This window comes from Enterobacter cloacae complex sp. P2B (assembly GCF_014895985.1).
Taxonomy (GTDB): Bacteria; Pseudomonadota; Gammaproteobacteria; order Enterobacterales; family Enterobacteriaceae; genus Enterobacter; species Enterobacter bugandensis.
Map to the genome: position 1 here is coordinate 94,500 of NZ_JADBQQ010000015.1, position 13,800 is coordinate 108,299.

At 56.2% G+C, this 13,800-nt stretch carries 13 protein-coding genes; 1 reads left to right on the forward strand and 12 read right to left on the reverse strand.

The window, feature by feature from the left end:
- Positions 1 to 7: 7 nt before the first annotated feature.
- From nsrR to nnr, 12 genes are all read right to left on the reverse strand, one after another.
- Positions 8 to 433, reverse strand: coding sequence for a nitric oxide-sensing transcriptional repressor NsrR (nsrR, locus tag IM313_RS14310; RefSeq protein WP_028015256.1), 426 nt, complete (start codon positions 431 to 433; stop codon positions 8 to 10).
- 192 nt (positions 434 to 625) lie between these two features.
- Entirely contained in the window at positions 626 to 1,924 is a 1,299-nt protein-coding gene (locus IM313_RS14315) for an adenylosuccinate synthase (protein WP_006178975.1), read from the reverse strand.
- 104 nt (positions 1,925 to 2,028) lie between these two features.
- Positions 2,029 to 2,226, reverse strand: a complete 198-nt coding sequence (locus IM313_RS14320) for a DUF2065 domain-containing protein (RefSeq protein ID WP_003855996.1) — start codon at positions 2,224 to 2,226, stop codon at positions 2,029 to 2,031.
- Positions 2,227 to 2,297: 71 nt separating this feature from the next.
- Positions 2,298 to 3,302, reverse strand: coding sequence for a protease modulator HflC (hflC, locus tag IM313_RS14325; protein ID WP_028015255.1), 1,005 nt, complete (start codon positions 3,300 to 3,302; stop codon positions 2,298 to 2,300).
- Between the two features lie 2 nt (positions 3,303 to 3,304).
- Positions 3,305 to 4,564, reverse strand: coding sequence for an FtsH protease activity modulator HflK (gene hflK, locus IM313_RS14330; protein ID WP_028015254.1), 1,260 nt, complete (start codon positions 4,562 to 4,564; stop codon positions 3,305 to 3,307).
- Positions 4,565 to 4,620: 56 nt separating this feature from the next.
- Entirely contained in the window at positions 4,621 to 5,901 is a 1,281-nt protein-coding gene (gene hflX / locus IM313_RS14335; RefSeq protein WP_023331851.1) for a ribosome rescue GTPase HflX, read from the reverse strand.
- Between the two features lie 73 nt (positions 5,902 to 5,974).
- Entirely contained in the window at positions 5,975 to 6,286 is a 312-nt protein-coding gene (gene hfq, locus IM313_RS14340; RefSeq protein WP_013095287.1) for an RNA chaperone Hfq, read from the reverse strand.
- Between the two features lie 85 nt (positions 6,287 to 6,371).
- Positions 6,372 to 7,322 carry a tRNA (adenosine(37)-N6)-dimethylallyltransferase MiaA gene (miaA, locus tag IM313_RS14345; RefSeq protein WP_028015253.1) on the reverse strand — a complete coding sequence of 317 codons (951 nt, stop codon included), beginning with the start codon at positions 7,320 to 7,322 and terminating at the stop codon, positions 6,372 to 6,374.
- Positions 7,315 to 9,159: a DNA mismatch repair endonuclease MutL gene (gene mutL, locus IM313_RS14350; RefSeq protein ID WP_048998719.1), complete on the reverse strand. Its 1,845-nt coding sequence runs from the start codon at positions 9,157 to 9,159 to the stop codon at positions 7,315 to 7,317. Before mutL ends, miaA begins: the two co-directional genes overlap by 8 nt.
- 9 nt (positions 9,160 to 9,168) lie before the next feature.
- Complete coding sequence (amiB, locus tag IM313_RS14355; RefSeq protein WP_048960999.1) at positions 9,169 to 10,503, reverse strand: N-acetylmuramoyl-L-alanine amidase AmiB; 1,335 nt, start codon at positions 10,501 to 10,503, stop codon at positions 9,169 to 9,171.
- Positions 10,504 to 10,519: 16 nt separating this feature from the next.
- On the reverse strand, positions 10,520 to 10,981 hold the full coding sequence (gene tsaE, locus IM313_RS14360; RefSeq protein WP_028015250.1) for a tRNA (adenosine(37)-N6)-threonylcarbamoyltransferase complex ATPase subunit type 1 TsaE: 462 nt from the start codon (positions 10,979 to 10,981) through the stop codon (positions 10,520 to 10,522).
- On the reverse strand, positions 10,974 to 12,497 hold the full coding sequence (gene nnr / locus IM313_RS14365) for a bifunctional ADP-dependent NAD(P)H-hydrate dehydratase/NAD(P)H-hydrate epimerase (protein ID WP_192972011.1): 1,524 nt from the start codon (positions 12,495 to 12,497) through the stop codon (positions 10,974 to 10,976). The genes tsaE and nnr overlap by 8 nt, the downstream gene beginning before the upstream one ends.
- Between nnr and queG the strand changes: the two genes are divergently transcribed.
- A complete protein-coding gene (queG, locus tag IM313_RS14370) occupies positions 12,496 to 13,635 on the forward strand; it encodes a tRNA epoxyqueuosine(34) reductase QueG (RefSeq protein WP_028015248.1) in 1,140 nt (379 codons plus the stop codon). The genes nnr and queG overlap by 2 nt on opposite strands.
- Positions 13,636 to 13,800: the final 165 nt, after the last annotated feature.

The window sequence follows — 13,800 nt, forward strand, 5'->3', positions numbered from 1 at the left end:
ATTTTCTTCATTCCACCAGCAATAATTTATAAAGCGGTTGATTCTCTTCAACCAAATCGGCCAGCGTGTAGTTATCCAGTTCCTTGAGAAAACTTTGCACGGCCTTAGAAAGCGCCTGTTTCAGGCGGCAAGCGGGCGTAATGTGGCAGAACGCGCTGCTGCAGTTCACCAGAGACAAGGGCTCCAGCTCGCGTACCACATCCCCGATACGAATACTCTGTGCCGGTTTACCAAGACGGATCCCTCCATTCTTCCCGCGGACGGCAGCAACGTATCCGGCACGGCTAAGTTGATTGATTATTTTGACCATATGATTACGGGATACACCGTATACCTCTGTCACTTCAGAGATACTGGTCATCTTCCCTTCGGGTAACGACGCCATGTAAATCAGCGCGCGTAAGCCGTAATCGGTGAAACTTGTTAACTGCACATCAACCTCAGGAAAAAGGGAAAACGCGGTTAAACCGCAGAGATATTCATTAATGATGATAAACCAGCCAGATAGTTAGCGGCTAATTTATTTGACAGACGGGGCGAAAAAGCGGAGATCCAGGAGCGGTCGCCGGTTGGCGCTACGCTTATCCGGCCTACGGGTCTCCCCGCAGGCCAGCAGTCACGAAGATTATGCGTCGAACGGGTCGCGCAGGATCATCGTTTCAGTACGATCCGGGCCGGTAGAAATAATATCGATCGGCACTTCGGTCAGTTCTTCAATGCGCTTGATGTAATCCAGCGCCGCCTGCGGCAGGCCGCTACGCTCTTTCACACCGAAAGTGGTCTCAGACCAGCCCGGCATAGTTTCGTAGATTGGCTCAATGCCTTCCCAGTCGTCAGCAGCCAGCGGAGTGGTGGTCACTTCGCGGCCATCTGGCATACGGTAGCCTACGCAGATTTTCACTTCTTTCAGGCCGTCCAGTACGTCCAGCTTGGTCAGGCAGAAGCCAGACAGGGAGTTGATCTGCACTGCGCGACGCACGGCAACCGCATCCAGCCAGCCGGTACGACGACGACGACCGGTGGTCGCGCCAAACTCGTTACCCTGCTTGCACAGGAACTCGCCGGTTTCATCAAACAGTTCGGTCGGGAATGGACCCGCACCTACGCGAGTGGAGTACGCTTTGATGATGCCCAGAACGTAATCCACATAACGTGGACCCAGGCCAGAGCCGGTCGCCACGCCACCCGCGGTGGTGTTAGAAGAAGTAACGTACGGATAGGTACCGTGGTCGATGTCCAGCAGCGTACCCTGCGCACCTTCGAACATGACGAAATCGCCACGCTTGCGCGCCTGGTCCAGCAGATCGGATACATCAACAACCATACCGGTCAGAATGTCTGCAATCGCCATGACGTCATCCAGCACTTTCTGGTAGTCAACAGCGTCAGCTTTGTAGAAGTTCACCAGCTGGAAGTTGTGATATTCCATCACTTCTTTCAGTTTTTCAGCGAAGGTCGCTTTGTCGAAGAGGTCACCGACGCGCAGACCGCGACGTGCAACTTTATCTTCGTAAGCCGGGCCGATACCACGACCGGTGGTGCCGATCGCTTTCGCGCCACGCGCTTTTTCACGCGCCACGTCCAGCGCCACGTGATAGTCCAGGATCAGCGGGCAGGCTTCGGAGAGCAGCAGACGCTCACGAACAGGGATACCACGGTCTTCCAGACCTTTCATCTCTTTCATCAGCGCAGCAGGAGACAGCACAACGCCGTTACCGATGATGCTGGTGACGTTTTCGCGAAGAATGCCTGATGGAATAAGATGGAGGACGGTTTTTTCACCGTTGATTACGAGAGTATGGCCTGCGTTGTGACCGCCCTGGTAGCGTACAACATATTTAGCCCGTTCAGTCAGAAGATCGACAATCTTCCCTTTACCTTCGTCACCCCATTGGGTGCCCAGTACGACGACGTTGTTACCCATTTTTTTCAAAATCACCGTTTGCTTAAAAATGGATTCTACCATCGCTTTTTCAGATATACAGCACTTTTTGACCTTAAAATACGCCAATTGCGGCTAGTTTTTGATCAGCCAATCGTTTTCCTCAACATGTAGTAGATAACGATACCGGCAACCACAAGACCACCGCCGAAACGACGCAAAATATTATCCGGCAGCTGGCTCATGGTCGCGATCATACGACGCCACGCGCGCGGATAGAGCATCGGGCCGAGACCTTCCAGCACCAGAACCAGGGCCAGCGCGAGCCAGATCGTTGAATTCATTTTTCATCCTTATAAAAGAAAACCACCGCTCCGTTGGGAGCGGTGGTTTGAATACTCAAACGAGCCTGAGTTTATCGCGTTGCGTTGGTCGGCGTCTTCATATAACGGAAGAAATCGCTGTCCGGGCTGAGCACCATCACATCCTGGTTGCTCTTAAAGCTATTCTCGTAAGCGCGCAGGCTACGGATAAAGGCGTAGAAGTCTGGATCCTGGCTGAATGCATCGGCAAACAGCTTCGCCGCTTCCGCATCGCCTTCACCGCGCAGGATACGGCCCTGACGTTCAGATTCCGCCAGCGTCTTGGTCACTTCATAGTCCGCTGCCGCACGCAGTTTTTCAGCCTCTTCCTGACCCTGTGAACGATGACGACGGGCAACCGCTTCACGCTCGGCGCGCATACGGTTGTAGATCGCCTCGGACACTTCCGCTGGCAGGTTGATCTGCTTGATACGCACGTCAACCACTTCGATACCCAGCGCCGCCATACTGTTCGGGTTGATCACCGGCACTTTACCGTTGGTTTCAGCCTGAACGCGTTCGGCCGCTTTAGCAATCGCGTCATCCGCTGCTGGCGTTGCCACTTCGTCTTCGGTGCCCGCTGTACCGGAGTTCAGCGCATCGCGCACTTCCAGGGTCAGACGACCGCGGGAGTCGGTCACGATGTCTTTCACATCAAGACGACCAATCTCGGAGCGCAGACGGTCAGAGAACTTACGTTTCAGCAGCACTTCTGCCTGAGAAACGTCACCGCCGCCCGTTGCCAGGAAGTAGCGGCTAAAATCGCTGATGCGCCATTTGATGTAAGAATCAACGATCAGGTCTTTCTTCTCTTTGGTCACGAAACGGTCGGCCTGGTTATCCATGGTCTGGATACGCGCATCGAGCGTTTTCACAGACTGAATGAACGGCACCTTGAAGTGCAGGCCCGGCTCGTAAATCACCGGACGTTTGTCGCCATCACGCACGACGCTGCTGAACTGGAACTTGATCCCACGCTCGCCCTCTTTCACCACAAAGATCGAGGTATACAGCACGACCAGTACGATGACGATGATCGCAATAACTGACTTACGCATCCTTATTCCCCCTGACGCTGGTAGTCGTTACGCTGCGCGTTAGCACGGCGTTGGTCCATAATGTCACCATCGTTCGAAGAAGGCGTTGTGTTCGCGCTGGAGCTGCCTGATGAGGCTGGCGGCAGACGCAGCAGGTTGTTCGCTCCGCTGGTGTCTTTCGCTGCCGGTGCAGAACCGCCTTTCAGCATCTGATCCAGCGGCAGAACCATCAGGTTTCCGCCTTTGCTGTCGTTAACCAGCACTTTGCGGGTGTGGCTCAGCACTTTTTCCATAGTCTCGATATACAGACGCTCACGGGTAATTTCCGGGGCGGCTTTGTATTCCGGCAGGATGCGCGCAAAGCGAGCCACTTCACCCTGAGCTTCCAGGATGGTCTGGGTCTTATACGCACGCGCCTCTTCCAGAATACGCTGCGCCTGACCGTTAGCACGCGGCTGAACTTCGTTGGTGTACGCTTCTGCTTCGCGGATGTACTGCTGTTCGTTTTCACGGGCAGCAATCGCATCGTCAAACGCGGCCTTCACCTCTTCCGGCGGACGTGCAGCCTGGAAGTTGACGTCCAGCAGGGTGATACCCATGTTGTACGGACGAATCGTCTCTTCCAGCTCGCGCTGGGTATCGCTACGAATAACGGTACGACCTTCGGTCAGGATGCGGTCCATGGTGTATTTGCCGATCACACCACGCAGGGCACTGTCGGTCGCCTGACGCAGGCTGTCATCGGCGCTGGTCACGCTAAACAGATAACGCTCAGGATCCGTCACGCGGTACTGCACGTTCATCTCGACGCGCACCACGTTCTCGTCCGAGGTCAGCATCACGCCAGAAGCGGCCAGTTCACGGACGGATTCCACGTTTACCGCAGTCACGTCGTCAATGAAGGTCGGCTTCCAGTTCAGGCCCGGCTCAACCAGATGGCTGAACTTACCGAAACGGGTGACCACGCCGCGTTCTGCTTCTTTAATGGTGTAGAACCCGCTGGCTGCCCAGACGATCACCAGCCCGGCAGCAACGATGCCCACCAGGCGGCCACCTAATTGCGGGCGCGGTCCCTGGCTGGAACTGCCACCCGAGCCAGAACCTTTTCCTCCGCCAAGGCCACCAAGCTTTTTGCTCAGCTTGCGGAAGATATCATCCAGATCCGGCGGCCCCTGCTCGCGACCACCTTTGTTGCCATTTCCCCCAGAGTTGCCGCCTTGATTATTGCTGCTTCCCCACGGGTCGCGGTCTTGTCCGTTATTACCGGGCTGATTCCACGCCATGTATATGCTCCATATTTGTTATGCAAGGGCGAATTTTTCAGGCTTCCCCTTTCTGATCAGACGATATAGTCCGCCAGCGCAGGTTCTTGTTTACAGAGGCGACGCCAGTCAACGATCGGCATACGCACCTGCATCCCCACGCTGCCGTCATCCTCCATCCACTCTTTTTCTATCGCCTGAAGCTGATAAAACCGGCTGCGCAGCCTGCCTTCCTGTGGCGGCAGTCGCAGCGTGTGCTGAGCTACCTCACCGGAAAGACGTTCTGTCAAAGCCTGGAAAAGCAGTGGCACACCGATTCCGGCCTGAGCAGAAAGCCAGACCCGAATCGGTTTGTTCTCTTCATCACGGTCGATACGCGGTTCGAAATCCTCCAGCATATCGATCTTATTCATCACCAACAGGGTGGGAATTTCGTGGGCGTCAATTTCTTCCAGCACCACGTTCACCGCGTCGATGTTCTCCTGCACGCGTACGTCAGCCGCATCAATCACGTGCAGCAGCAGGGTCGCCTGACGCGTCTCCTGCAACGTCGCCTTAAACGCCGCCACCAGATCGTGCGGCAGATGGCGGATAAACCCTACGGTATCCGCCAGCACTGTTTCACCCACGTCTGCAACGTCAATGCGGCGCAGCGTCGGGTCCAGGGTCGCAAACAGCTGGTCTGCGGCATACACCTGGGCCTCGGTTATCTGGTTAAACAGGGTGGATTTACCGGCGTTGGTATAGCCCACCAGCGACACCGTGGGGATGTCGGCTTTGGTTCGCGCCCGACGCCCCTGTTCACGCTGTTTCTCGACACGTTCCAGACGTGAGAGGATCTGGGTAATACGGCCACGCAGCAAACGGCGGTCGGTTTCGAGCTGGGTTTCACCCGGACCGCGCAAACCAATCCCGCCTTTTTGTCTTTCAAGGTGGGTCCAGCCACGCACCAGACGCGTCGCCAGATGGCGCAACTGCGCCAGCTCAACCTGCAGTTTCCCCTCGTGGGTACGGGCACGCTGAGCAAAAATGTCTAAAATCAATCCCGTGCGATCGATAACACGGCATTCGCAGAGAGCTTCCAGGTTGCGCTCCTGGGCTGGAGACAGCGCATGATCAAACAACACGACTGACGCGCCGGTTGCTTTTACGGCATCCGCAATTTCTACTGCTTTACCTTCACCAACAAAATACTTTGGGTGCGGCGCTTTACGGCTACCGGTAATCACCTGCATTGCTTCGACACCGGCGGAAGAGACCAGAGATTCAAACTCCTGGAGGTCTTCCATATCTTTGTCTTGCGAAAAATAGATGTGTACCAGCACCGCCTGCTCACCGGCATCATAACGGTCAAACAAGCGTAAACCTCTCTAAAAAGATCAGCGGGGAACGCAGGATCCCTGGCTCCCCGTGTGGATAACAGCTAAAACCTTATTCGGTCTCGTCGCTGTCCTGCGCAGGAGCAGAAGAACCCTGCGCGTTGCTGCCATGATGGTAGTTACTGCCTGTGCCGCCGCCAGCGTTATTGCTGTGATGAGAGACCGGACGGGACGGAACAACAGTAGAGATAGCGTGCTTGTAGACCATCTGGCTGACCGTGTTTTTCAACAGGATCACGAACTGATCGAAAGACTCAATCTGACCTTGCAGCTTAATACCATTCACCAAATAAATAGAAACTGGAACACGTTCCCGACGCAATGCGTTCAGGAACGGATCTTGTAAAGATTGCCCCTTAGCCATTCTATCTTTTCCTTATATGCTTGTTTTGTACTTAGAACCTTGCGATTCTGAAAAATTGCGCACGATACGTCTCAATTGTACACATTCAGTGGGCGATATCACCAACAACCTCAATCACATCGTTTAACGCCTGTTGCGGTTTTTCACTGTCTAACCAGTGAACCCCCTCCCAACCGCGCAACCAGGTGATCTGGCGCTTCGCTAACTGTCTCGTGGCGCAAACACCTCGATAAACCATTTCATCGTATGAAATCTCACCTTCAAGATACGACCACATCTGGCGGTATCCCACACAACGAACGGAAGGCATATCCGTATGCAAATCTCCACGGGCAAATAGCGCCCGCACTTCTGCTTCAAAATCTGAAGCCAACATCTGATGAAAACGCTGCTCAATTCGTTGATGGAGCAGTTCACGGCTCGCCGGGGCGATGGCGAACTGATGCACCTGATACGGCAGAGCGTCTCCTGACGTTTGCGTCAGTTCCGTTAAAGTTTTACCCGAAATGAAAAAAACTTCCAGTGCCCGGGAAAGCCTTTGCGGATCGTTTGGATGGATTCGCGCCGCCGCAACCGGGTCAATCTCTGCCAGTTGCTTATGCAATGCGTCCCACCCCTGCTCTGCCGCCTGCTGCTCAATCTTTGCTCTGATTTCAGGATCTGCAGAAGGTAAGGGTGACAAACCTTCGAGCAGCGCCTTGAAGTAGAGCATGGTTCCGCCAACCAACAGCGGTATACGCCCCGCCGCCGTTATCTCGGCCATCTCAGCTAAGGCATCCCGGCGGAAATCCGCTGCGGAGTAAGCCTCTGCCGGGTCGAGAATATCCAGCAAACGGTGCGGTGCCGCACGCAGTTCGTCTGCGCCGGGCTTCGCCGTGCCGATGTCCATCCCTCGATAGATGAGGGCGGAATCAACGCTAATCAACTCTACAGGCAAAACTTTACGTAACTCAATGGCTAACGCTGTTTTGCCAGAGGCCGTTGGGCCCATTAAAAAAATTGCCTTTGGCAGGCTCGCCTTGCTTACGTCAGTCATGTTTCAGGGCGGTCATCGCCGTTTTTAAATCAACAGGTTGTAATAACCCACCCGGCGGCGCTTTCACCAGCTGTGGGCAGAGGCGTTCCACCTCCGCCAGCACGGTAATCGCCTGCGCCATACTCCACGGTGAATGTTCGCTGGCCAGATGGCGGGCGATCCACTGCGCGGTGTTGGCAGCCTCCAACGATGTTTGCTGCGCCAGGTAGCCTATCAGTTCAGGAATCAAGTTTTGTAAATTTTGTTGGCGTAAGGGTAAAGGCACTGCGCGAATTGTCACATGTTGTGGTTCGAGCACAATTTCAATGCCCATTTGCGCCAGCTGGGCCTCTGCACGCTGCAATACCCTTGTTTCTTCAGCGGATATTTTCAGGCGAACCGGGATCAATAACGGCTGCGCACAGGCCGCATGTTCCCCCGGCGTCAGTTGCGCCTGCTTGAGCCAGCGTTCGGCAACCGGCAGCGCCAGAAGCAGCAGTTTGCCGTCGCGCTCAAGCAAGGCCATATCCGGTGCGATTATCGTCAGCACCCGGCCAAAACTCTGGCTATGGCCTTCAAGGGAAGGTGTCGCCACCGAAACGTGCTCTTTGCGCTCGACTGCGGGCGTTTCCAGCAGTTTACGGTACAGCGCCCCCTGCTGCTTCTGATAGCCGGGCTGAGCGTTAGGGTAGTTCACGCCCGTCGGACGCGGCGCGACTCCTGCAGAGGAGAAACGCGGGGCGTCTGGTTCACGCGCGACGGCAGGCTCCGCAAAATGGTTGCGGCCCGCAGCAACACGGTTTTCCGGAATGGGGCGCGGTGCGGAGTCTTCTTTTTCCAGTGGCAGCGTGGGTTCAAGCTGCTGTTGCAGCACGCTCAGCACGCCCTGGTAGATAAAATCATGCACCAGACGCGACTGATGGAACCGTACTTCATGCTTGGCAGGATGGACGTTGACATCCACCTGATGCGGGTCGATCTCCAGATAAAGCACAAAGGCCGGTTGCTGATCGGCCCCGAGCTTGTCTTCGCAGGCCTGGCGAATGGCGTGGTTAATGAGGCGGTCGCGCATCATGCGGCCGTTCACGTAGCAATACTGAATTTCAGAATACGCCGCGCTACTGGCGTTCGGATCGGCCACCCAGCCGCGTAAAGCCAGATCGCCGTGCTGCCACTCGATAGCCAACGCCTGCTCCAGGAACGGCGTCCCGCAGATAGCACCTAACCGTCGCTCTTTCTGACCACCTTCAGCCACCGCGCGGTACTGGCGCATCACCTTGCCGTTATGGCTGAGGTTGATGGTGACGTCGAAACGGGCGAGCGCAATTCGGCGGATGATCTCGTCGATATGGCCGAACTCGGTTTTTTCGGTACGCATAAACTTGCGGCGGGCGGGAGTATTGTAGAACAGGTCCAGAACTTCCAGCGTAGTACCGACAGGGTGCGCCGCGGGTTTGACCGTGACGTCCATATCTCGCCCTTCAGCGTAGGCCTGCCAGGCTTCCTGCTGTTCAGCGGTGCGGGAGGTCAGCGTTAAACGAGAAACCGAGCTGATACTGGCCAGCGCTTCTCCGCGAAAACCGAGGCTGATAATCGCTTCCAGGTCATCCAGAGAGGCAATTTTACTGGTGGCATGACGCGCCAGCGCCAGCGCCAGCTCCTCTTTTTTGATGCCGCAGCCGTTGTCGCGAATGCGGATAAGCTTTGCGCCGCCGCGCTCGATATCAATATCAATACGGGTGGCGCCCGCATCGAGGCTATTTTCAACCAGCTCCTTCACCACCGACGCAGGGCGTTCCACCACCTCACCGGCGGCGATTTGGTTCGCGAGCTGCGGCGGCAGAACCTGAATCGGCATGAAATCTCCTTAATTTGTGGCGGTCAACCCACCCGGCTGCGCGGCGCTGGCCGTCTGGGCTGCTCCGCCCTGCGGCGCGGACTGCAGAGGATGCGCCTCAAAATATTTACGTAAACCGTTATAAATCGCTTCGGCAATTTGCTGCTGATAGCTGTCGCTGCCCAGCAGGCGCTCTTCACTGTTATTGCTGATAAAGCCCGTCTCTACCAGAATTGACGGAATATCCGGCGAGCGCAGAACGCCCAGGCTCGCATGTTCAGGGCGGCGCTTATGCAATGCCCCGATGCCCTGCAACTGGTTCAATACGTTAGTGGCGACATCATACCCGACGCGCTGAGAATGACCGAACTGTAAATCCAGCACCGCCTGGCTGAGGTATGGGTCAGACTGGCTGTTTGCCAGCACATCACCCGCGCCGCCTAACAGTTCAGACTGTTTCTCATGCTCTTCCAGCCAGTTGGCCATTTCGCTGTTTGCCCGGCGGTTCGACAGGACCCATACCGAGGCGCCCGTCGCGTTACGGTTCGGTGCGGCATCCGCGTGAATGGAGACCAGGAAATTGGCGTTTTGCTTACGCGCCACGTCTGAGCGGCCCATCACAGAGATAAAATAGTCGCCGTCGCGGGTTAGTACGCCTTTAAACATCGGATCATCGTTTAACAGCGTCCGCAGCTTGCGGGCCACCGCAATAGTGACATTTTTCTCTCGCGTGCCGCCCGGGCCAATCGCTCCAGGATCCTGTCCACCGTGCCCGGCATCAATGGCGATAATCACTTTGTCACCGCTGACCGTACGCCGTGCGCTGACCGCCGGACGCGTTACCGTGTTACTGCTGGTTGCCGCGGTGATGCGATCGTTCTGCGATTTAAACGGATTACGCGCAGGTTCCGATGGACGAGGCGTATACACCGGCTCTTCCACGCGTTTCGCGACAACCGGTGGCGGCGGAGGCGGCGGAACGTCGGCATTGATGGTGAAGACCACCGTATAGTTCGCCCCGTTTTGCTGCTTCACCGCCCTCGTTTTGCCCTTTTCGGTCAGATCGACCACCAGGCGCAGCGACTGGCTGTCCTGAGGGGTACCCGAGCGGATACTTTTCACCAGGTTGTTACCGCTGAACCGCAGCGGTAGCCCCTGGATCACGCCTGTCTGTTTGATATCCAGCGCCACGCTGTGGCTGTCTGGCTGTGAAAACGCGTATTCAGGGTCGCCCATAAAGCTGAACGTAATCCGCGCCTGGCTTTCGCCGTTTGACACCTGAATATCCGAAAGGCTTGCCGCCCCGGCCTGCGCGCACAGCAGCACCGTCGCAGCCAACACCCAACCTTTAACGCGACTAATCATCCCGTCATCCCTACTCTTAACCGGCGAGACGCGCCAGTAAGGAACACCCTGATGAGGAAACCGCACTGATGCGAGCCTCACGCCCTTGAGCCTGGTAATCTAAGTGAATTTCGACATCCGGGTCAGGCAGCACACCCGCACCTTGTTGCGGCCACTCCACCAGGCAGATGGCGTCGTTGGCAAAATAATCACGGATCCCCATAAATTCCAGCTCCTCAGGATCCGCAAGGCGGTATAAATCAAAGTGGTACACCATAAGATTGTCGAGGGTGTACGGCTCGACCAGCGTGTAGGTAGGGCTTTTCACGTTCCCGTTATGCCCTAACGCCTGCAAAAAACCCCGGCTGAAGGTGGTTTTACCCGCACCTAAATCGCCATACAGATAAATGACGGTTGCCCCCTGACAGGCCTGCGCCACGCGCTTGCCGAGATCTAAAGTGGCTTGTTCATCAGGTAAAGGAATCGCTCGATTAGTCATTTTCTACGTCAATCACATCCGGGTTAACAACACGCCGCAGCGTGCAAAAGAGATCGGTGGCCAGCATACCGCGTGTCCCCTCCCGCGCAGCAAGCCTGTCAGCTGCCGCGCCGTGGGCCACGCAGCCCGCACAGGCTGCATCATAAAGGGGAAGTTTCTGTCCAAGCAATGCGCCGATGATGCCTGAAAGCACATCGCCCATACCGCCGCTCGCCATGCCCGCATTTCCGGCATCAATAATGCCCTGCGTCTCGTCACTGGCGACAACGGTGCCTGCCCCTTTCAAAACGGCAACACCTCCGTAACGTTTTACCAGACGCTGAGCAGAAAGTAAGCGATCGCTTTCAATTTCTGCCACGCTGCAGTTAAGCAGGCGCGCGGCTTCGCCGGGGTGTGGCGTCAGAATGCGATTGTGACGCTTATCCGGATTTATTGCCAGAAGGTTAAGCGCGTCGGCATCCCACAGCATCGGTTTACGAAAATTCTCGACCTTTTGCAGGGCCTGTTTACCCCATGTCTGTTGTCCAAGCCCGGGACCAATAACCACCACATCCGCCCATTCGAGGCTTTCTTCCAGCGTCTGGGGCGTAAGCTCATGGACCATCAGTTCCGGTCGGGCTGTGATGATTGGCGCAATATTTTCAATGCGAGTGAGTACTCGCACTAACCCGGCACCGCTGCGAAGTGCCGCCTCACCGGTCATGCGAACCGCTCCTGCCGTACCGCGATCGCCACCAATAATCACCAGCCTGCCGCTGTCGCCCTTGTGAGACGTTGGGCGGCGCGGCGGAAGCCACTCTTTTAGCTGCGAGGAATCAAAGCGCGACAGGAGCGTTTCCTGTCCAACGAGCCAGCTCTCCAGCCCCAGCGCGTTATGGTGCAATACGCCGACCACATCCCGCGCTTTTCCGGTTAACAAGCCCGGCTTCAGGGCGATAAAGGTCACGGTGTGCGCAGCCTGAATAACGGCGCCAGGCGTCGCGCCGGTCTGTGCGATGAGGCCCGACGGAATATCCAGCGCGACGACCGGCGCAGAGTACCCGTTAGCGTGTTCAATAAGCGCGGCAATGTTTTCGCGAGGCGCGCTGCGTAGCCCGGTCCCCAGCAGACCATCAACAATCAGATCAACATCTTCCGGCCAGACGATATCAGGAGCATGAATCACGCCGCCTGCGTTCAGCCATGCCTCCTGCGCCGCGCAGGCCTCTTCCGGCAGGGGCTTATCACTCTCCAGCGCCAGCAGGGTAACGCGGAGACCGGCTGCAACGGCAAGACGCGCAACGACGTAACCGTCGCCGCCGTTATTGCCGTGCCCGCACAAAATCAGCCAGTGAGTGGACTGCGGGTACGCGCTGCAGGCAACGTTAAACGCCGCCTCTCCCGCGCGCTGCATCAGTTCATAAAGGGTAATGCCGAGACTGTCTGCGGCCTCTTTTTCGGCGCGCCGGAGGTCGTCCGCATGCCAGATGGAATGTGGTATACTTGCGGGGTTTTTCTTCACCGTATGGTCCGTCATGTCACAGCCCCTCGATCTCAATGAATTAGCGCAAAAAATAAAACAGTGGGGTGCTGAGCTTGGCTTCCAGAAGGTAGGCATTACCGATACCGACCTCTCTGCCAGCGAGCCAAAACTGCAGGCCTGGCTGGACAAACAATACCACGGCGAAATGGAGTGGATGGCGCGTCACGGCATGATGCGCGCCCGTCCACATGAACTTTTACCGGGTACACTACGCGTCATCAGCGTGCGCATGAACTACCTGCCTGCCAATGCGGCCTTTGCGCGCACGCTAAAAAATCCCTCCCTGGGTTACGTCAGCCGGTACGCTCTGGGACGTGATTACCATAAGCTTCTGCGTAACCGCTTAAAAAAACTCGGGGAAACCATTCAGCAGCACTGTGATTCGCTGAATTTTAGACCCTTTGTCGATTCCGCGCCTGTTCTTGAGCGCCCGATCGCCGAAAAAGCCGGACTTGGCTGGACAGGTAAGCACTCACTTATCCTGAGCCGCGACGCCGGATCGTTCTTCTTCCTCGGTGAGCTGCTGATAGATTTACCCCTGCCGGTAGATGGCCCGGTGGAGGAAGGCTGTGGCCGCTGCGTGGCCTGCATGACCATCTGCCCGACGGGCGCCATCGTTGAGCCTTACACCGTTGATGCCCGCCGCTGCATCTCCTATCTCACGATAGAGCTTGAAGGGGCGATCCCGGAAGAGTTCCGACCGCTTATCGGCAACCGCATCTACGGCTGCGACGACTGCCAGCTGATTTGCCCGTGGAACCGCTATTCACAGCTGACGGACGAAGAGGACTTCAGCCCGCGTAAAGCGCTGCATGCGCCACAGCTTATTGAGCTGTTCGCCTGGACCGAAGCCTGGTTCCTGAAGGTGACGGAAGGTTCCGCTATTCGGCGTATCGGCCACCTGCGCTGGCTGCGAAACGTGGCCGTCGCGCTGGGCAATGCCCCGTGGGATGAAGCGAATATTCAGGCGCTCGAAAGCCGTAGAGGTGAGCACCCACTTCTTGATGAACACATAGAATGGGCGATTGCGCAGCAAATCGAGAAGCGAAATGCCTGCGTGGTCGAGGTGCAGCTTCCTAAGAAACAGCGGCTGGTTAGGGTGATTGAAAAAGGGCTTACGCGGGATGCGTGATATATTCACAGCCTGTGAATAAAAATAAAAACTCAAGCGCCATCTGGACTTGAGAAAAGGTCAAGTGATCTCAATAACATTTTGAAATGAAATTTTATCCACTTAATACAGTGACTTGGGAAGATATTATTCACCCTGCTAACTTTCTGTACGGTTTGGGTAAAG

Bases quoted from the DNA above. Each gene is read 5' to 3' on its own strand.
- tsaE (WP_028015250.1), bottom strand. From the start codon at position 10,981: ATGACTAATCGAGCGATTCCTTTACCTGATGAACAAGCCACTTTAGAT.
- miaA (WP_028015253.1), bottom strand. From the start codon at position 7,322: ATGACTGACGTAAGCAAGGCGAGCCTGCCAAAGGCAATTTTTTTAATG.
- hflC (WP_028015255.1), bottom strand. From the start codon at position 3,302: ATGCGTAAGTCAGTTATTGCGATCATCGTCATCGTACTGGTCGTGCTG.
- amiB (WP_048960999.1), bottom strand. From the start codon at position 10,503: ATGATTAGTCGCGTTAAAGGTTGGGTGTTGGCTGCGACGGTGCTGCTG.
- queG (WP_028015248.1), top strand. From the start codon at position 12,496: ATGTCACAGCCCCTCGATCTCAATGAATTAGCGCAAAAAATAAAACAG.
- hflK (WP_028015254.1), bottom strand. From the start codon at position 4,564: ATGGCGTGGAATCAGCCCGGTAATAACGGACAAGACCGCGACCCGTGG.
- nnr (WP_192972011.1), bottom strand. From the start codon at position 12,497: ATGACGGACCATACGGTGAAGAAAAACCCCGCAAGTATACCACATTCC.
- mutL (WP_048998719.1), bottom strand. From the start codon at position 9,159: ATGCCGATTCAGGTTCTGCCGCCGCAGCTCGCGAACCAAATCGCCGCC.
- IM313_RS14320 (WP_003855996.1), bottom strand. From the start codon at position 2,226: ATGAATTCAACGATCTGGCTCGCGCTGGCCCTGGTTCTGGTGCTGGAA.
- hfq (WP_013095287.1), bottom strand. From the start codon at position 6,286: ATGGCTAAGGGGCAATCTTTACAAGATCCGTTCCTGAACGCATTGCGT.
- IM313_RS14315 (WP_006178975.1), bottom strand. From the start codon at position 1,924: ATGGGTAACAACGTCGTCGTACTGGGCACCCAATGGGGTGACGAAGGT.